The organism is Enterobacter sp. A8 (assembly GCF_004296595.1).
Taxonomy (GTDB): domain Bacteria; phylum Pseudomonadota; class Gammaproteobacteria; order Enterobacterales; family Enterobacteriaceae; genus Enterobacter; species Enterobacter cloacae.
On the sequence record NZ_SCMF01000003.1, the window covers coordinates 23008 to 41934 of the forward strand.

15 protein-coding genes are annotated in these 18927 nt (G+C 56.1%); 13 read left to right on the top strand and 2 right to left on the bottom strand.

Going from position 1 to position 18927, the window contains the following annotated elements; translation table 11 throughout:
• Nucleotides 1-125 precede the first annotated feature (125 nt).
• The 8 genes from csrD (at nt 126) to tldD (ending at nt 12380) form a co-directional block, all read left to right on the top strand.
• Entirely contained in the window at nt 126-2066 is a 1941-nt protein-coding gene (gene csrD, locus EQV24_RS12015) for an RNase E specificity factor CsrD (RefSeq protein ID WP_023620882.1), read from the top strand.
• A gap of 282 nt (nt 2067-2348) precedes the next feature.
• Nucleotides 2349-3392 carry a rod shape-determining protein MreB gene (gene mreB / locus EQV24_RS12020; RefSeq protein WP_000913396.1) on the top strand — a complete coding sequence of 348 codons (1044 nt, stop codon included), beginning with the start codon at nt 2349-2351 and terminating at the stop codon, nt 3390-3392.
• A 61-nt stretch (nt 3393-3453) separates the two neighbouring features.
• Nucleotides 3454-4458 (top strand): rod shape-determining protein MreC, encoded by a 1005-nt coding sequence (gene mreC, locus EQV24_RS12025; RefSeq protein WP_013098986.1) that lies wholly within the window; start codon nt 3454-3456, stop codon nt 4456-4458.
• A complete protein-coding gene (mreD, locus tag EQV24_RS12030) occupies nt 4458-4946 on the top strand; it encodes a rod shape-determining protein MreD (protein ID WP_013098985.1) in 489 nt (162 codons plus the stop codon). Before mreC ends, mreD begins: the two co-directional genes overlap by 1 nt.
• A 9-nt stretch (nt 4947-4955) precedes the next feature.
• Nucleotides 4956-5549: a nucleoside triphosphate pyrophosphatase gene (locus EQV24_RS12035; RefSeq protein ID WP_038420713.1), complete on the top strand. Its 594-nt coding sequence runs from the start codon at nt 4956-4958 to the stop codon at nt 5547-5549.
• Entirely contained in the window at nt 5539-7008 is a 1470-nt protein-coding gene (gene rng / locus EQV24_RS12040) for a ribonuclease G (RefSeq protein ID WP_014833490.1), read from the top strand. Before EQV24_RS12035 ends, rng begins: the two co-directional genes overlap by 11 nt.
• 41 nt (nt 7009-7049) lie before the next feature.
• A complete protein-coding gene (yhdP, locus tag EQV24_RS12045) occupies nt 7050-10850 on the top strand; it encodes an AsmA2 domain-containing protein YhdP (protein WP_058684304.1) in 3801 nt (1266 codons plus the stop codon).
• 84 nt (nt 10851-10934) lie between these two features.
• The gene (gene tldD / locus EQV24_RS12050; RefSeq protein ID WP_130626637.1) at nt 10935-12380 is read left to right on the top strand and encodes a metalloprotease TldD; all 1446 of its coding nucleotides are present in this window, start codon (nt 10935-10937) and stop codon (nt 12378-12380) included.
• 49 nt (nt 12381-12429) lie between these two features.
• Here tldD and aaeR read toward each other — a convergent pair whose 3' ends face one another.
• Nucleotides 12430-13356, bottom strand: coding sequence for an HTH-type transcriptional activator AaeR (aaeR, locus tag EQV24_RS12055; RefSeq protein ID WP_013098979.1), 927 nt, complete (start codon nt 13354-13356; stop codon nt 12430-12432).
• Between the two features lie 178 nt (nt 13357-13534).
• Here aaeR and aaeX point away from each other — a divergent pair, with 178 nt between their 5' ends.
• The 5 genes from aaeX (at nt 13535) to EQV24_RS12080 (ending at nt 18512) form a co-directional block, all read left to right on the top strand.
• The gene (gene aaeX, locus EQV24_RS12060) at nt 13535-13738 is read left to right on the top strand and encodes a p-hydroxybenzoic acid efflux pump operon protein AaeX (RefSeq protein ID WP_003860416.1); all 204 of its coding nucleotides are present in this window, start codon (nt 13535-13537) and stop codon (nt 13736-13738) included.
• 7 nt (nt 13739-13745) lie between these two features.
• Nucleotides 13746-14678 carry a p-hydroxybenzoic acid efflux pump subunit AaeA gene (gene aaeA, locus EQV24_RS12065; RefSeq protein ID WP_013098978.1) on the top strand — a complete coding sequence of 311 codons (933 nt, stop codon included), beginning with the start codon at nt 13746-13748 and terminating at the stop codon, nt 14676-14678.
• A gap of 5 nt (nt 14679-14683) precedes the next feature.
• On the top strand, nt 14684-16651 hold the full coding sequence (gene aaeB / locus EQV24_RS12070; RefSeq protein ID WP_013098977.1) for a p-hydroxybenzoic acid efflux pump subunit AaeB: 1968 nt from the start codon (nt 14684-14686) through the stop codon (nt 16649-16651).
• Between the two features lie 88 nt (nt 16652-16739).
• The gene (locus EQV24_RS12075; RefSeq protein WP_130626638.1) at nt 16740-18194 is read left to right on the top strand and encodes an NAD-dependent succinate-semialdehyde dehydrogenase; all 1455 of its coding nucleotides are present in this window, start codon (nt 16740-16742) and stop codon (nt 18192-18194) included.
• 45 nt (nt 18195-18239) lie between these two features.
• Nucleotides 18240-18512 (top strand): barstar family protein, encoded by a 273-nt coding sequence (locus EQV24_RS12080; protein ID WP_130626639.1) that lies wholly within the window; start codon nt 18240-18242, stop codon nt 18510-18512.
• Between the two features lie 67 nt (nt 18513-18579).
• On the opposite strand, the gene yhcN is transcribed toward EQV24_RS12080, so the two are convergent.
• The gene (yhcN, locus tag EQV24_RS12085) at nt 18580-18846 is read right to left on the bottom strand and encodes a peroxide/acid stress response protein YhcN (protein ID WP_130626640.1); all 267 of its coding nucleotides are present in this window, start codon (nt 18844-18846) and stop codon (nt 18580-18582) included.
• Nucleotides 18847-18927 lie beyond the last annotated feature (81 nt).

Here is an 18927-nt window from a genome sequence, read left to right on the forward strand (position 1 = left end):
CAATGAAACGCTATGCCGATTTAACGCAATAAATTGCCAGATACACCAGGTTTGGTAGTATGGCGCATTTGAAATGCAAGTTAGCGCTTACTCGCTACCCATCAACCCACGGAGTAATCTCAAGGATGCGATTAACGACGAAGTTCTCAGCTTTTATCACGTTGCTGACGGGGTTAACCATTTTTGTCACGCTCCTTGGCTGCTCCCTGAGCTTTTATAACGCCATTCAGGATAAGCTGGTCAACCGGGTTGAGTCTGTTGCGTCAGTTATTGATACGCGTCTGATTACCACTCCGCTATCGGAACTCTCCCGCGAGCTGGATGAATTGATGGTACCGGTTGATATTGTGCAGGTCGACATCACCCAGGGAAAGCATCCGGTGCTAAGCCATCAGCGTCAGGGCAGCTATCGGCCTGCGGGCGTCGTGAGCCAGTATCGGGAAGTGAATGTCCATTCCCTTAAAAATCCGGGGATGACGATACGCCTGGTCTACCTCGATCCCATGGCCAGCTATTTCCGCTCGATGATGACCACCGCGCCACTCACCGTTGCCGTCGCCTTTATTGTCCTGCTGATTTTTCTTGCGGTGCGCTGGCTACGCCGTCAGCTCTCCGGTCAGGAGCTGCTGGAAAACCGCTCCGTGCGAATACTCAACGGGGAGCGCGGCCCGCAGGTGCGGGGGTCGGTCTATGAGTGGCCGTCCAGCACCAGCAGCGCGCTGGATACGCTGCTTTCAGAAATTCAGTTCGCCAGCGATCAGCGCAGCCGCATGGATACGCTGATCCGTTCCTATGCCGCGCAGGATAACAAAACCGGTCTGAATAACCGCCTGTTCTTTGATAATCAACTGGCCACGCTGCTGGACGACCCGGAAAAAGTGGGAACGCACGGGGTCGTCATGATGGTTCGTCTGCCGGATTTCGATCTCCTGCGCGATACCTGGGGACGCCGCGTGGCGGAAGAGAACCTCTTTACGCTCATCAACTTGCTGTCGACTTTTATTATGCGCTATCCCGGCGCGCTGCTGGCGCGCTATCACCGCAGCGACTTTGCGGTGTTGTTACCCCATCGCACACTTAAGGAGTCGGAGAGCATCGCCAGCCAGTTGCTGAAGGCGGTGGATGCGCTGCCGCAGAGCAAAATGCTTGACCGGGATGATATGGTGCATATGGGGATTTGCGCCTGGCGCGGCGGGCAGTCAACTGAACAGGTGATGGAGCATGCGGAAGCGGCAACCCGTAACGCAGTGCTGCAAGGGGCGAACGGTTGGGCGGTATATGACGATTCCCTGCCTGAGAAAGGGCGTGGCAATGTGCGCTGGCGTACCCTGATTGAACAAATGTTGAGCCGCGGTGGCCCCCGCCTTTATCAAAAACCAGCGGTGATGAAAAACGGCCATGTTCACCACCGTGAATTAATGTGTCGCATTTTCGACGGCACGGAAGAGGTTATTTCGGCGGAATATCTGCCGATGGTCCTGCAATTTGGACTCTCCGAAGAGTATGACCGTCAGCAAATTAGCCGACTGATTCCGTTTTTATCTTTTTGGCCTGAAGAAAGTCTGGCATTACAGGTGACCGTCGAGTCGTTAATTCGCCCGCGTTTTCAACGCTGGCTGCGCGATACATTAATGCAATGCGAAAAATCGCAACGCAAACACATTATTTTTGAACTTGCAGAGGCGGATGTTGGTCAACACATCAGCCGGTTACGTCCGGTGGTACGTTTGATCAATGCGCTGGGTGCGCGTGTGGCGGTGACACAGGCGGGCCTGACGCTGGTCAGTACCAGCTGGATCAAGGAGCTGGATGTGGAATTATTAAAGCTACATCCGGGGCTGGTCAGGAATATTGAAAAGCGCACGGAAAACCAGCTGCTGGTGCAGAGTCTGGTGGAAGCGTGTAAGGGAACGCGAACACAAGTATTTGCCACGGGCGTGCGCTCCAGAGGCGAATGGCAGATGTTGACAGAGCGTGGTGTGATGGGTGGTCAGGGGGATTTTTTTGCCGCCTCTCAGCCGCTTGACACCAATGTGAAAAAATATTTGCAAAGATACTCTGTTTGACCTGCCGTTTACGCTGTTTTCACGTAGAATATCGCGCCTGTAGCTTTGAGTATGACGAGCAAAAAGCCAGTGAACGACCTTTAGCGGGTTACAAATGAAAGTGAGGAACGCTACTGTGTACTCAGCCCTGAGGGAGTCAGGGGATGAATTTGTAACAGAAGGAAACGTACTGCACAAATTTTCACCGCAGCAGGTGATTTTTGCGCCTTGTCGCTGCTGCGTGTGGTTGGTAAAGTAAGCGGATTTTGTTTTCCGCCCCAGCTTTCAGGATTATCCCTTAGTATGTTGAAAAAATTTCGTGGCATGTTTTCCAATGACCTGTCCATTGACCTGGGTACCGCGAATACCCTTATTTATGTAAAAGGACAAGGCATCGTATTGAATGAGCCTTCTGTTGTGGCCATTCGTCAGGATCGTGCCGGCTCGCCGAAAAGCGTAGCCGCAGTGGGTCATGACGCGAAGCAGATGCTGGGTCGTACCCCAGGTAACATCGCCGCGATCCGCCCAATGAAAGACGGCGTTATCGCTGACTTCTTCGTGACTGAAAAAATGCTTCAGCACTTCATCAAGCAGGTTCACAGCAACAGCTTCATGCGTCCAAGCCCACGTGTGCTGGTTTGTGTGCCGGTCGGTGCGACCCAGGTAGAACGTCGCGCAATTCGCGAATCTGCTCAGGGTGCAGGCGCGCGTGAAGTGTTCCTGATTGAAGAGCCAATGGCTGCGGCTATCGGTGCAGGCCTGCCTGTTTCTGAAGCCACCGGTTCGATGGTGGTTGATATCGGTGGTGGTACCACTGAAGTGGCCGTTATTTCCCTGAACGGCGTGGTTTACTCCTCTTCTGTGCGTATCGGTGGTGACCGTTTCGATGAAGCGATCATTAACTACGTGCGCCGTAACTACGGCTCCCTGATCGGTGAAGCGACCGCTGAGCGCATCAAGCACGAGATCGGTTCTGCTTATCCGGGTGATGAAGTTCGCGAAATCGAAGTGCGCGGCCGTAACCTGGCGGAAGGTGTGCCACGCGGCTTTACCCTGAACTCCAACGAAATTCTGGAAGCGCTGCAAGAGCCGCTGACCGGTATCGTGAGCGCGGTGATGGTTGCGCTGGAACAGTGCCCACCTGAACTGGCGTCCGATATCTCTGAGCGCGGTATGGTTCTGACCGGTGGTGGTGCGCTGCTGCGTAACCTCGACCGCCTGTTAATGGAAGAGACAGGTATTCCTGTCGTAGTTGCAGAAGATCCACTGACTTGCGTCGCCCGTGGTGGTGGCAAGGCGCTGGAAATGATCGACATGCACGGCGGCGACTTGTTCAGCGAAGAGTAGTCATGGTGAAAGGGTAGCGAATCGCTACCCTTTCTCTCTGACACGAGAATACGCATAGCCTATGAAGCCAATTTTTAGCCGTGGCCCCTCGCTACAGTTTCGCCTGATCCTGGCGGTTCTGGTTGCGCTTGGTGTCATTATTGCCGATAGCCGCCTCGGTACGTTCAGCCAGATTAGAACGTACATGGATACCGCCGTCAGTCCTTTCTACTTTATATCCAATGGTCCCCGTGAACTGCTCGACTCCGTTTCTCAAACGCTGTCCTCACGTGACCAACTCGAACTTGAAAACCGGGCATTGCGCCAGGAACTGCTGTTGAAAAACAGCGAACTGCTGATGTTAGGGCAATATAAGCAGGAAAATGCGCGTCTGCGTGAGCTGCTTGGATCGCCGCTGCGTCAGGATGAGCAGAAGATGGTGACGCAGGTGATCTCCACCGTAAACGATCCTTACAGCGATCAGGTGGTGATCGACAAAGGTAGCGTGAATGGTGTGTATGAAGGTCAGCCTGTTATCAGTGATAAAGGTGTGGTGGGCCAGGTGGTCGCCGTCGCCAAACTGACCAGCCGTGTACTGCTGATCTGTGATGCCACCCATGCGCTGCCTATTCAGGTTCTGCGTAACGATATTCGCGTCATTGCGGCGGGTAACGGCTGCACGGACGATCTGCAGCTGGAGCACCTGCCAGCCAACACGGATATCCGTGTGGGCGACGTGCTGGTCACCTCCGGTCTGGGTGGACGTTTCCCTGAAGGGTATCCGGTTGCGGTTGTCTCTTCTGTGAAGCTTGATACGCAGCGTGCCTACACCGTGATTCAGGCGCGTCCAACGGCGGGTTTACAGCGTCTTCGCTACCTGCTGCTGCTGTGGGGAGCCGATCGTAACGGTGCCAACCCAATGACGCCTGAAGAGGTGCATCGCGTTGCCAATGAGCGCCTGATGCAGATGATGCCGCAGGTTCTTCCTGCTCCGGATGCGATGGGGCCACCTGCGCCAGTACCCGCGCCGGCGACCGGGATAACGGATGCGCCGCCACCGCCTAAACTCTCATCCGGAGGGCAGTAGTGGCCAGTTATCGTAGCCAGGGACGCTGGGTTATCTGGCTCTCGTTTCTCATCGCGCTGTTGCTGCAGATAATGCCCTGGCCGGACGACATTCTTGTTTACCGGCCAAACTGGGTATTGCTCATTTTGCTCTACTGGATCCTTGCCCTGCCGCACCGCGTAAATGTTGGCACAGGCTTTGTAATGGGTGCCATACTGGATCTCATTAGTGGCTCAACGCTGGGTGTTCGCGCGTTATCCATGAGCATCATTGCATATCTCGTTGCACTCAAATTCCAGCTCTTTCGTAACCTCGCGCTCTGGCAACAGGCGCTGGTCGTGATGTTGTTGTCGCTTGCCGCGGATATCGTTGTTTTCTGGGCAGAGTTTTTAGTGATCAACGTCTCTTTCCGACCCGAAGTATTCTGGAGTAGTGTAGTCAACGGTGTGCTCTGGCCGTGGCTGTTCCTGCTGATGCGTAAGGTTCGCCAGCAGTTTGCTGTGCAGTAAAAGGTTTCTATGACGTCTATCTATCTTGCCTCCGGTTCTCCACGTCGTCAGGAGTTGCTCACGCAGTTGGGCATCGCTTTTGAACGTATCGTTACCGGCATCGAAGAAAAACGTGCTGAGGGCGAAAGTGCTCAGCAGTATGTTTCTCGCCTGGCGCGTGAGAAAGCGCAGGCTGGCGTTGCGTGCGTGCCACGCGACCTGCCGGTGCTGGGGGCGGATACCATCGTTATCCTTAACGGTGAAGTGCTTGAGAAACCGCGAGACGCTGAGCATGCAGCACATATGCTGCACAAAATGTCCGGGCAAACGCATCAGGTGATGACCGCGGTGGCGCTGGCGGACAGCAAGCACGTGCTGGATTGTCTGGTGGTGACGGACGTGACCTTCAGAGTACTGACCAACGACGAGATCGCCGCGTATATTGCCAGCGGTGAACCGATGGATAAAGCAGGTGCATACGGTATTCAAGGGCTGGGTGGCTGTTTTGTCAGGAAGATAAATGGCAGCTATCACGCCGTAGTCGGCTTACCGCTGGTGGAAACGTATGAGTTGCTGAGCAATTTTAACTCACTGCGTGAGGGAAGGGATAATTATGACGGCTGAATTGTTGGTAAACGTAACGCCATCGGAAACCCGTGTGGCCTACATTGATGGTGGCATTCTTCAGGAAATTCATATTGAGCGTGAAGCGCGACGCGGAATAGTAGGCAATATCTACAAAGGTCGTGTCAGCCGCGTACTGCCGGGTATGCAGGCGGCTTTTGTAGATATTGGACTGGATAAGGCGGCATTTTTACATGCCTCCGATATCATGCCGCATACCGAGTGTGTCGCAGGCGAAGAGCAAAAGCAGTTTGCCGTACGCGACATTTCAGAGCTGGTGCGTCAGGGGCAGGATCTGATGGTGCAGGTGGTGAAAGACCCCCTTGGCACCAAAGGCGCCCGTCTGACAACCGACATCACGTTACCTTCCCGTTACCTGGTCTTTATGCCCGGCGCGTCGCACGTGGGGGTTTCCCAGCGTATTGAAAGTGAAAGCGAGCGCGAGCGCCTTAAGAAAGTGGTCAGCGCCTACTGCGACGAACAGGGCGGGTTTATCATCCGAACCGCCGCCGAAGGGGTTAGCGAAGAGGATCTGGCATCCGATGCGGCTTACCTGAAGCGCGTCTGGACCAAGGTGATGGAGCGTAAAAAACGCAACCAGACCCGCTATCAGCTGTACGGTGAGCTGGCGCTTGCCCAGCGCGTGCTGCGTGATTTTGCTGATGCTCAGCTCGACCGAATCCGCGTGGACTCGCGCCTCACCTACGAAGCGCTGCTCGAATTTACCGCTGAGTACATTCCGGAAATGCCTGGCCTGCTGGAACATTACACCGGGCGTCAGCCAATCTTCGATCTCTATGATGTCGAAAATGAGATCCAGCGTGCGCTGGAGCGCAAGGTTGAACTGAAGTCCGGCGGTTATCTGATCATCGATCAGACCGAAGCAATGACCACCGTGGACATCAACACCGGTGCGTTTGTCGGTCATCGCAACCTGGATGACACCATCTTCAATACCAACATTGAAGCGACACAGGCCATTGCGCGCCAGCTTCGTCTGCGCAACCTGGGTGGCATTATCATCATCGACTTTATCGATATGAATAATGAAGACCATCGTCGTCGTGTACTGCACTCGCTTGAGCAGGCGCTGAGTAAAGATCGCGTAAAAACCAGCATTAACGGCTTCTCACAGCTGGGGCTGGTGGAAATGACGCGTAAACGGACCCGTGAAAGTGTGGAACATGTGCTGTGTAACGAGTGTCCAACCTGCCACGGACGCGGCACCGTAAAGACGGTAGAGACCGTCTGCTATGAGATCATGCGTGAAATTGTCCGCGTTCATCATGCCTACGACTCCGATCGTTTTCTGGTCTATGCTTCCCCTGCGGTGGCTGAAGCGCTGAAAGGTGAAGAGTCGCACGCGCTGGCGGAAGTGGAAATCTTTGTCGGCAAACAGGTAAAAGTACAAATTGAGCCGCTCTATAACCAGGAGCAGTTTGACGTCGTCATGATGTAAGACGCAGTTCGCTGCGTGAAAAAGCTGACAAGGAGAGATGCGTGAGGCGATTGCCGGGGATTTTACTGCTTACAGGGGCAACGCTTGTCGTGATTGTCGCGCTGCTCGTGAGTGGGCTGCGCCTCGTTTTACCGCATCTGGACAGCTGGCGTCCGCAGGTGCTGGCGAAGATCGAATCCGCCACCGGTGTGCCGGTTGACGTAAGCCAGGTCAGCGCCAGTTGGCAAAACTTTGGCCCGACGCTGGATGCCCGGGACATCAGTGCCAGTCTGAAAGATGGCGGCTATCTGAAAATCAAACGCGTGACCCTGGCACTGGATGTCTGGCAAAGCCTGCTGCACATGCGCTGGCAGTTCCGCGATCTCACCTTTTATCAGCTTCAGTTTTTGACCAACACGCCGCTCTCCGGCGGGGATAACACGCAGAGCCTTGAAGCCAACCGCCTGAGCGATCTCTTCCTGCGTCAGTTCGATCATTTCGACCTGCGCGACAGCGAAGTGAGCTTTATTACCCTTTCCGGCCAACGCGCCGAACTGAAGATCCCCCAACTGACCTGGCTTAACGGCAAAGAGCGTCACCGTGCCGAGGGGCAGGTGAACCTCTCCAGCCTGAACGACCAGCACGGGGTCATGCAGGTCCGTATGGATCTGCGTGACGACGACGGCTTGCTCAACAACGGCAAGGTGTGGCTACAGGCTGACGACGTGGATGTGAAGCCGTGGCTCGGCGACTGGCTGCAGCAAAACATGCAGCTGGAAACGGCCCGTTTTAGCCTGGAAGGCTGGATGACCCTGACGAAAGGCGTTTTCGCCAGCGGCGATATCTGGCTGAAGCAGGGCGGTGCAAGCTGGCAAGGCGAAAGCAAGCAGCATCAACTCTCCGTAGATAACCTCACCGCACATGTGACGAAAGAGAAAGGGGGCTGGCAGTTTGCCATCCCGGATACGCGCATCACCATGGACGGCAAACCCTGGCCGCGCGGCGCGCTGACGCTGGCATGGATGCCTGAGCAGGATGTCGGCGGCACGAATAATAAGCGTAGCGATGAGCTGCGTATCCGCGCCACGCATCTCGATTTGGCGGCCATTGAAGGGCTGCGCTCCATGGCAGCGAAGCTCTCTCCGGATTTGGGTGACGTTTGGCTGGCAACGCAGCCAAGTGGGGAAATTGACGCCCTCGCGCTGGATGTCCCGCTGCAGGCAACCGAGAAAACCCGCTTCCAGGCGACGTGGAAAGATCTGGCCTGGAAACAGTGGAAACTGCTGCCGGGGGCTGAGAACTTCAGCGGCAAGCTGGAGGGCAGCGTTGAGAACGGCAGGCTGACCGTTGAGATGCATGACGCCAAAATGCCTTATGAAACGGTCTTCAGGGCACCGCTGGAAATTGAAAAAGGCAACGCGGTGCTTAACTGGCTGCGCAACGATAAGGGCTTCCAGCTTGATGGCCGCCATATCGATGTGAAAGCCAAAGCGGTTCATGCCCGCGGGGATTTCCGCTATTTAAAGCCTGAAGGTGAAGAGCCGTGGCTGGGTATTCTGGCGGGGATCAGCACCAGCGACGGTTCTCAGGCCTGGCGTTACTTCCCGGAAAACCTGATGGGCAAAGCGCTTGTGGACTACCTGAGCGGGGCGATCCAGGGCGGTCAGGCGGATAACGCCACCCTGGCCTATGGCGGCAATCCGCATCTTTTCCCATACAAACATAACGAAGGTCAGTTCCAGGTGCTGGTGCCGTTGCACAACGCTACCTTTGCGTTCCAGCCGGGCTGGCCTGCACTGAAAAACCTCGATATCGAGCTTAATTTTCTCAATGACGGGTTGTGGATGAAGTCAGACAGCGTCGCGCTGGGCGGCGTGACGGCCACCAACCTGACGGCAAATATCCCCGATTACTCAAAAGAGAAACTGCTGATTGATGCCGATATCAACGGGCCGGGCAAGGCGGTCGGTCCCTATTTTGAAGAGACGCCGCTGAAAGCTTCGCTGGCTGCCACGCTTGAGCAACTTCAGCTTGATGGCGATGTGAATGCTCGCTTACATCTGGATATCCCGCTGGACGGCGAAATGACCACCGCCAAAGGTGACGTCCGCCTGAACAACAACAGCCTGTATATCAAACCGCTGGAAAGTACGCTGAAGAACCTCAGCGGACAGTTCAGCTTTGTGAACGGCAACCTGAAGAGTGAGCCGCTCACAGCCAACTGGTTCAATCAGCCCGTCAACATCGACTTCTCGACCACCGAGGGGGAGAAGGCCTACCAGGTGGCTGTCAATCTGGACGGTAACTGGCAACCCTCGCGGATGGATGTACTGCCGAAACCCATTCAGGAGTCGGTTGATGGTGCAGCCGCCTGGAAGGGGAAGGTGGATATTGAACTGCCCTACCACGCCGGTACGAAGTATAAGGTCGACCTTACTGGCGATCTGAAAAATCTCAGCAGCCAGCTGCCTGCACCGCTGGATAAACAGGCCGGACAGGCGCTGCCCGTGACGCTTAACGTCGTGGGCAACCTGAACAGCTTCGAGTTAACCGGCAGCGCGGGTGGCACGAATCATTTCAACAGCCGCTGGCTGCTCAACCGTAAGCTGACCCTGGACAAAGCCATCTGGACGACGGACAGCCGAACCACGCCTCCGCTCCCGGATCACCAGGGCATTGAGCTGAATCTCCCGCCGATGGATGGCGCGCAGTGGCTGGCGCTGTTCCAGAAAGGTGTCGGGCAAAACGTGGATGAGGCGGCGCAGTTCCCGCAAACCGTCACCGTGCGCACACCGTCGCTCACGCTGGGTGGGCAACAGTGGAACAACCTGAGTATCGTCTCTCAGCCCACGGCTAACGGCTCGAAAGTAGAGGCTCAGGGCAGGGAGATCAACGCCACCCTGACCATGCGCGATAACGCCCCGTGGCAGGCGGCAATCCGCTATCTCTACTACAACCCGGCAACGGCGGGCGGGAAAGATCAATCGACTCCGGCATCGCCGTTGAGTAACACTTCCCGCGTGGACTTCAGCGGCTGGCCGGATCTGCAACTGCGCTGTGCTGAGTGCTGGCTGTGGGGACAAAAATATGGCCGCATTGACGGTGACTTCGCGATTCAGGGCAACACGCTGAGCCTCACCGGTGGGCTGGTGGATACCGGCTTTGGTCGTCTGACGGCCGCGGGCGAGTGGGTGAATAACCCAGGCGAACAGCGCACCTCGCTGAAAGGCGACATTAAGGGTAACAAACTGGATGCAGCAGCCAATTTCTTTGGTATCAGCACGCCGCTGCGCGGCTCGTCATTTGACGTCGATTACGATCTTCACTGGCGTGACGCGCCGTGGAAGCCGGATGAAGCCTCGCTTAACGGCATACTGAAAACCCGCTTCGGAAAAGGTGAAATTGCCGATGTGAGCACGGGACGCGCCGGGCAGATCCTGCGTCTCCTGAGCTTTGATGCACTGCTGCGTAAGCTGCGTTTTGATTTCAGCGATACCTTCAGTGAAGGGTTCTACTACGATTCCATCCGCAGTACGGCATGGATCAAGGACGGCGTTATGCATACGGACGACACGCTGGTGGACGGCCTGGAAGCGGATATCGCCATGAAGGGCTCGGTTAACCTTGTACGTCGCGAGCTTGATATGGAAGCCGTGGTGGCGCCAGAAATCTCCGCGAGCGTGGGGGTGGCAGCCGCCTTTGTGGTGAACCCGATTGTTGGTGCTGCGGTGTTTGCCGCCAGTAAAGTGCTGGGGCCGCTGTGGAGCAAAGTCTCTATTCTGCGCTACCGCATCACCGGTCCGGTGGATAAACCGCAGATTAATGAAGTGCTGCGCCAGCCGCGCAAAGATGCACAGCAATGATTTGACGTGGGCAGGTAATTGCCTCACTCTCAATAAATACGATCTTTATACCGCCACCGGCGGCAACGAACGAGTAGCAATACGATGAGTCTGAACCTGGTAAGTGAACATTTGCTCGCAGCGAACGGCCTGAGCCATCAGGACCTGTTCTCCATTCTTGGTCAACTGACCGAACGCCGTCTCGACTACGGCGATCTCTATTTCCAGTCGAGCTATCACGAATCCTGGGTTTTAGAAGACAGCATCATCAAAGATGGTTCTTACAACATTGACCAGGGCGTTGGCGTGCGCGCCATCAGCGGCGAGAAAACCGGTTTTGCCTATGCGGACCAGATAAGCCTGGCTGCGCTGGAGCAGAGCGCGCAGGCGGCACGTACCATCGTGCGTGACGCAGGCGATGGCCGTGTTAAAACGCTGGGTGAGGTGCAGCATTCTGCGCTCTACACCAGCATCGACCCGCTGCAGAGCATGAGCCGTGAAGAGAAGCTGGATATCCTGCGCCGCGTGGACAAAGTGGCGCGTGCTGCTGATAAACGCGTACAGGAAGTGTCTGCCAGCCTGAGCGGTGTCTATGAACTGATTCTGGTCGCGGCGACGGACGGCACCCTGGCGGCGGATGTCCGTCCGCTGGTGCGTCTCTCCATCAGCGTGCAGGTGGAAGAGGACGGCAAGCGCGAGCGTGGCTCAAGCGGCGGCGGTGGTCGTTTTGGTTATGACTGGTTCCTGGGTGATGTCGACGGTGAAGCCCGTGCCGACGCGTGGGCAAAAGAAGCCGTGCGTATGGCGATGGTCAATCTTTCTGCCGTGGCGGCACCTGCGGGGACATTCCCGGTGGTACTGGGCGCTGGCTGGCCGGGTGTGCTGCTGCATGAAGCCGTGGGGCATGGTCTGGAAGGGGACTTTAACCGCCGCGGCACCTCCGTATTTAGCGGTCAGATAGGACAGCTTGTCTCCTCTGAACTGTGCACGGTGGTGGATGACGGTACCATGGTTGATCGCCGTGGCTCTATCTCCATCGATGATGAAGGTACGCCGGGTCAGTACAACGTGCTGATCGAAAACGGTGTGCTGAAAGGCTATATGCAGGACAAACTGAACGCGCGCCTGATGGGCGTGGCGCCAACGGGTAACGGCCGTCGTGAATCTTATGCGCATCTGCCGATGCCGCGTATGACCAATACCTACATGCAGCCAGGCCAGTCCACACCGCAGGAGATCATCGAGTCTGTTGATTACGGGATCTTCGCCCCAAACTTTGGCGGTGGTCAGGTGGACATCACCTCCGGTAAATTCGTCTTCTCTACGTCAGAAGCGTATCTGATCGACAAAGGCAAAGTGACCAAAGCGGTGAAAGGCGCGACGCTGATTGGTTCCGGTATCGAAGCCATGCAGCAGATCTCCATGGTCGGTAACGATCTCAAGCTGGACAACGGCGTGGGCGTCTGCGGTAAAGAGGGCCAGAGCCTGCCAGTGGGCGTGGGCCAGCCGACACTGAAGGTCGATAACCTCACGGTGGGCGGCACGGCGTAATTTTCTCCCCTCACCCTAACCCTCTCCCCAACGGGGAGAGGGGAAATACCTACTCTTTCCTTCTTCCCCGCATGCCCTGAAACAGTTCTGCGACCTCCACAAAATACTCGGTCAGATAGTTAATGCACACCTGCACCTTAAGCGGCAGTTTGTCTTTTTCGGTATACAGGGCATACACCGGACGCGGATCGGACTGGTAGCGAGGGAACAGGATCTCCAGCACCCCGCTGTTGATCTCATTGATCACCCACATTAACGGGACGTAAGCGATCCCGGCGCCCGCCACCAGCCAGCGCGAGATGGTCATCGGGTCGTTGGTGACAAAACGTCCTTCCGGCAGCAGTCGGGTAGAAATGCCTTCCGGGGCAATCAGTTCAAATTCATTATCGGGGCGGACGCTGTACTCCAGCCAGGAGTGGTTGGCGAGATCGGCTGGTTTCTCCGGCACGCCGTACTGCGCCAGATAGCTCTTCGAGGCACAGACCACCATCGGCATACTCCCGAGTCGACGGGAGAAGAGGCTGGAGTCCTGCAGCGCGCCAACGCGGATCACCACATCCAGCCCGTCTGCGATCAGGTCCGGGGCGGGAATACCGGTAACCAGATTGACAGTTAATCCCGGATATTCTTTCAGCATCTCTGCGGTCATGGCGGCGAGAACATTTTGTGCCATAGTTGAAGAACAGCCAATCCGCAGTGTCCCGATGGGCGTGTTGTTAAAGGCATAGAGCTGCTCGTGAACATCCTGCACTTCATGCATCATGCGGCGACAGCCCTGATAGTAAATTTTACCCGCCTCCGTCAGACCAATACTGCGGGTGCTGCGGTTGAGCAGCTTCACCTGCAGCTCATCTTCCAGTTTTGACACCGTCTGACTGATGGAGGAGACGCTCATCTGCAACTGCCGGGCAGCAGCAGTAAATGAGCCAAGTTCAACCACTTTGGCGAAGACCGACATGCGTTTTAAACGTTCCATTGTTCACTCTGGCTTAAAAGTGATTTAGATCACATATTATAGATAACAGCATAACAGTTACGTTAATATATTATTAATTACATAACGGCTGCGCCATTCTCGCCCGGCGTTTCTTGCTCTCCCGCGGTGGCGTGCGCTAAAAATTCTGAAGCCTGCACTCTCTCTTATCAAGGTCAACATGAGTCTGTTTCCCGTTATCGTGGTGTTCGGTCTGTCGTTCCCACCGATATTTTTCGAGCTTCTTTTATCACTGGCGATCTTCTGGCTGGTGCGCAAGGTGCTGGTTCCTACCGGGATCTACGATTTCGTCTGGCACCCTGCATTGTTCAATACCGCGCTGTATTGCTGCCTGTTCTACCTGATATCGCGCATGTTTGTCTGAGGTTGATGTGAAAACGCTAACAAGAAAAATCTCCCGCACCGCCATCACCATGGCGCTGGTTATCCTCGCGTTCATCGCTATTTTTCGCGCCTGGGTCTATTACACCGAATCACCGTGGACGCGTGACGCGCGTTTTAGCGCCGATGTCGTGGCGATCGCCCCCGACGTGGCCGGTCTTATCACGGCGGTTAACGTCCACGATAACCAGCTGGTGAAGAAAGACCAGGTGCTGTTCACCATTGACCAGCCGCGTTACCAGAAAGCACTGGAAGAAGCGGAAGCGGATGTCGCCTATTACCAGGCGCTGGCTGCGGAGAAACGCCGCGAGGCGGGCCGCCGTAACCAGCTGGGGGTTCAGGCGATGTCCCGGGAAGAGATCGATCAGTCTAACAACGTGCTGCAAACCGTGCTGCATCAGCTGGCAAAGGCGCAGGCGACGCGCGACCTGGCGAAGCTCGATCTGGAGCGTACCGTGATCCGCGCACCTGCCGATGGCTGGGTCACCAACCTGAATGTCTATGCCGGGGAGTTTATCACCCGCGGTTCAACCGCCGTGGCGCTGGTGAAACAAAACTCATTCTATGTGCTTGCCTATATGGAAGAGACCAAACTGGAAGGCGTTCGTCCGGGCTACCGCGCAGAGATCACGCCGCTTGGCAGCAACCGCGTCTTTAAAGGTACCGTAGATAGCGTTGCGGCTGGCGTCACCAACTCCAGCAGCTCCAATGATGCGAAAGGGATGGCGACGGTTGATTCCAACCTGGAATGGGTGCGCCTGGCCCAGCGTGTGCCGGTACGTATTCATCTGGACGAACAGCAGGGCAACCTGTGGCCTGCGGGCACAACCGCGACGGTGGTAATCACCGGTGAGAAAGACCGGGACGCCAGCCAGGACTCTATTTTCCGTAAAATCGCCCATCGTCTGCGCGAGTTTGGTTAATCGCTATGGGGATCTTTACTATCGCCAGCCAGCACATTCGCTTCGCCGTGAAGCTGGCGAGTGCCATTGTGCTGGCGCTGTTTGTCGGCTTTCACTTCCAGCTGGAAACCCCCCGCTGGGCGGTGTTAACGGCGGCGATTGTCGCGGCTGGCCCGGCATTCGCGGCAGGTGGGGAGCCTTACTCCGGGGCGATCCGCTATCGCGGGATGCTGCGTATCATCGGGACGTTTATCGGCTGTATCGCCGCGCTCACCATTATCATTTTGATGATCCGCACGCCACTGTTGATGGTATTGGTGTGCTGTATCTGGGCGGGCTTCTGCACCTGGCTCTCCTCTCTGGTGAAGGTCGAAAACTCTTACGCCTGGGGGCTGGCGGGTTATACCGCACTGATTATTGTCATCACCATTCAAACCGAACCGCTGCTCGCGCCGCAGTTTGCCGTGGAACGCTGCAGTGAGATCGTGATTGGTATCGTCTGCGCAATTGTTGCTGACCTGCTTTTCTCCCCTCGCTCCATCAAACAGGAGGTGGATCGCGAACTGGATGCGCTGATCGTCTCCCAGTATCAGCTGATGCAGCTCTGCATCAAGCACGGTGACAGCGAAGAGGTGGACAAAGCCTGGAGTGGACTGGTTCGCCGCACGCAGGCGCTGGAAGGGATGCGCAGTAACCTTAATATGGAGTCCTCGCGCTGGGCGCGTGCCAACCGTCGTCTTAAAGCGATCAATACCGTCTCCTTAACGCTGATTACCCAGGCGTGCGAAACCTACCTTATTCAGAACACCCGCCCGGAATCGGTTACCGATACCTTTCGCGAACTGTTTGCCGAGCCGGTGGAAACGGTGCAGGACGTACATAAGCAGCTCAAACGCATGCGGCGGGTCATTGCCTGGACCGGAGAGCGCGACACACCGGTGACCATTTATACGTGGGTTGGCGCCGCGACGCGCTACCTGCTGCTGAAACGGGGCGTGATCGGCAATACGAAAATCAGCGCGGCGGAAGAGGAAGTCCTGCAGGGTGAAGTGGTGATCAAGGCGGAGTCGGCCGAGCGCCACCACGCGATGGTCAACTTCTGGCGTACCACGCTTGCCTGTATGCTCGGCACGCTGTTCTGGCTGTGGACTGGCTGGACCTCCGGCAGCGGCGCGATGGTCATGATTGCCGTCGTCACGGCGCTGGCAATGCGTCTGCCCAACCCGCGTATGGTCGCTATCGATTTCCTGTACGGCACGATTGCCGCGTTACCGCTTGGCGCGCTCTATTTCCTGGTGATCCTCCCGTCCACGCAGCAGAGCATGTTGCTGCTCTGTATCAGTCTTGCGGTGATGGCATTCTTTATCGGGATAGAAGTGCAGAAGCGCCGTCTGGGATCGCTCGGTGCCCTCGCCAGTACTATTAACATTCTGGTGCTGGATAACCCCATGACGTTCCATTTCAGCCAGTTCCTCGACAGCGCCCTGGGTCAGCTGGTGGGCTGTTTCCTGGCGATGATGGTGATTTTGCTGGTGCGCGACAATTCCCAGGCGCGAACAGGTCGCGTGCTGTTGAACCAGTTCGTTTCGGCTGCGGTCTCCTCCATGACCACCAACACTGCGCGCCGTAAAGAGAACCATTTGCCTGCGCTCTATCAGCAGCTGTTTTTACTGTTGAATAAGTTCCCTGGCGACATTGCCCGCTTTCGTCTGGCGTTAACCATGATCATTGCGCATCAGCGTCTGCGTAACGCACCGGTGCCCATCAACGACGACCTGTCGGCATTCCACCGCCAGTTGCGCCGCACCGCGGACCATGTGCTTTCCGCCTCCAGTGATGACAAACGACGCCGTTACTTTAAGCAGTTGCTGGAAGAGCTGGATGTCTACCAGGAGAAGCTCAGGGTCTGGGAAGCGCCTCCTCAGGTGACCGAGCCGGTAGCGCGGCTGGTGTTTATGCTGCACCGCTACCAGAATGTCCTGACGGATAACTGACTGAAGTAAAAAACCGACGCCAAAAGCGTCGGTTTTTTTGTGGCTATACTTATTTCTGCAGGCTCTTACATTCAGAAAGGGAGGACACATGACTACCCAGGCGCTTCAGGACCACATTCTTTTTCAGACCGGTTATCTGGTTAACGGCATATGGAAACCGCTGGACACGACGTTTGATGTGTTGAACCCGGCCACCGGTGATGTTATCGCCAAAGTGGCGAAAGCCGGTAAAGCAGAAACCGAAGAGGCGATTGCCGCCGCCGCGAAAGCTTTCCCGGCCTGGCGGGCCAAAACCGCGAAAGAGCGCTCGACCATTCTCTATCGCTGGTATGAACTGATTATCGAGAATAAAAGCTGGCTTGGTCGGTTAATGACCACCGAACAGGGCAAACCCCTGAAAGAAGCTGAAGGCGAGGTGGAGTACGCCGCCAGTTTTATTCAGTGGTTTGCCGAAGAGGCCAAGCGCGCTAACGGTGAAATTATTCCGCCGATCAAACCGGGTTCCCGCATTCTGGCTACCCGTGAGCCTGTGGGGGTGGTGGCGGCAATTACGCCGTGGAACTTCCCGATGGCGATGCTCACCCGTAAGCTCGGCCCGGCGCTGGCCGCGGGGTGTACCGGGGTCATCAAACCGGCAAACAACACCCCGCTCAGCGCGTTTGCGCTGCTCACGCTGGCGAAACAGGCCGGTGTGCCGGATGGCGTCCTCAACGCCGTGGCCGGTAATACGCATGAGATCAGCGACGCGATTATGGCGAGTCACGAGGTGCGGAAAATCTCGTTTACCGGCTCCACTTCCGTCGGCAAAACGCTGGTGCGTAACGCCGCGGACACCATGAAAAAAGTTTCGATGGAGCTGGGGGGGAATGCCCCGTATATCGTGTTTGAAGATGCGGACATCGATGCTGCCGTCAAAGGGGCAATCGCCAACAAATTCCGTAATGCCGGACAGGTCTGCGTCAGCGTTAACCGCTTCTATATTCAGGAAACCGTCTACGACAAGTTTGTGAACAAACTGGCCGATGCGGTGAACGCGCTGAAGGTGGGAAATGGTCTGGAAGACGGTGTGGTAGTTGGCCCGCTGATTGAACCCTCCGCGGTGAACAAAGTGCACGAGCATGTGGAAGACGCTGTTGCCCGGGGGGCGACTGTCCTGGCGGGCGGTAAACCACATCCGCTTGGTGGCAATTTCTGGATGCCCACCGTGCTGGGCGACTGTCATGAAGGCATGAAACTGGCGGAAGAAGAGACGTTTGGTCCCGTTGCCGCCTGCTTCCGTTTCACTTCTGAAGATGAAGTCATCCAGCGCGCCAACAACACGCCTTATGGTCTGGCGGCTTACTTTTATACTCAGAATCTGTCGCGCGTTTTCCGTGTCTCGCAGGCAATCGAAAGCGGGATGATTGGGATTAATGAGTGCGCCGTTTCCACGGAGCTTGGACCTTTTGGTGGGATAAAAGAGTCTGGCCTGGGTCGAGAAGGGTCCGTGCTGGGGCTGGAAGAGTATCTGGAAGTCAAAACCCTGCATATCGGGGGATTATAATAGACAGGGCGGCATCTGCCGCTCGCCTGGACTGGGTGGCTGGCAATGAAAACCTATACCTTTGATTTTGACGAGATCGACAGTCAGGAAGACTTCTATCGTGAATTTATCCGGGCGTTTGATCTGGAACGGGAAAGCGTCACGAATCTGGATAAGCTGTGGGATGTGGTGACCGGCAGTCAGCTGCCGTTACCGCTGGAAATAGAGTTTATTCATCTGCCCGATAAGCTGCGCAGACGATTTGGGGCGCTGATTTTATTGTTTGATGAAGCAGAAGAAGAGCTGGAAGGGCAGTTGCGTTTCAACGCGCGCCATTGATTACGCGAAAAAAAGCCCCTGATCAGCGAGGCCAGGGGCAAGTCGTATGATGAGATACGACGAGGGTTTATTTATACAGTTCTGCCGTAGCGTGCCAGTGGTCACCCTGATTCAGTTCGTTGACGCGGTAGCTGCTGGCGCCTGCTTTTTCAGCTTTTGCGGCCAGCTCCTGACGGATATCCATCGGAGAGCCGGTGACGGACGTTACGGAAACACTACCCATAGACTGCAGATTTTGCGCCTGCTCGGTATTCACCTGCTGGACGGCTGCGCTTGCGCCGAAAGAGAGAACCGATGCCAGACCGAGGGTTGCGATGATTAATTTGGTTTTCATAGTCTTTGCTCCTGAAGAGGTTTTTGCTCAACGGCGAGAAGGGTTGAACTGCTATTTTTATGCCTGGTGCCGTTGAGTGGA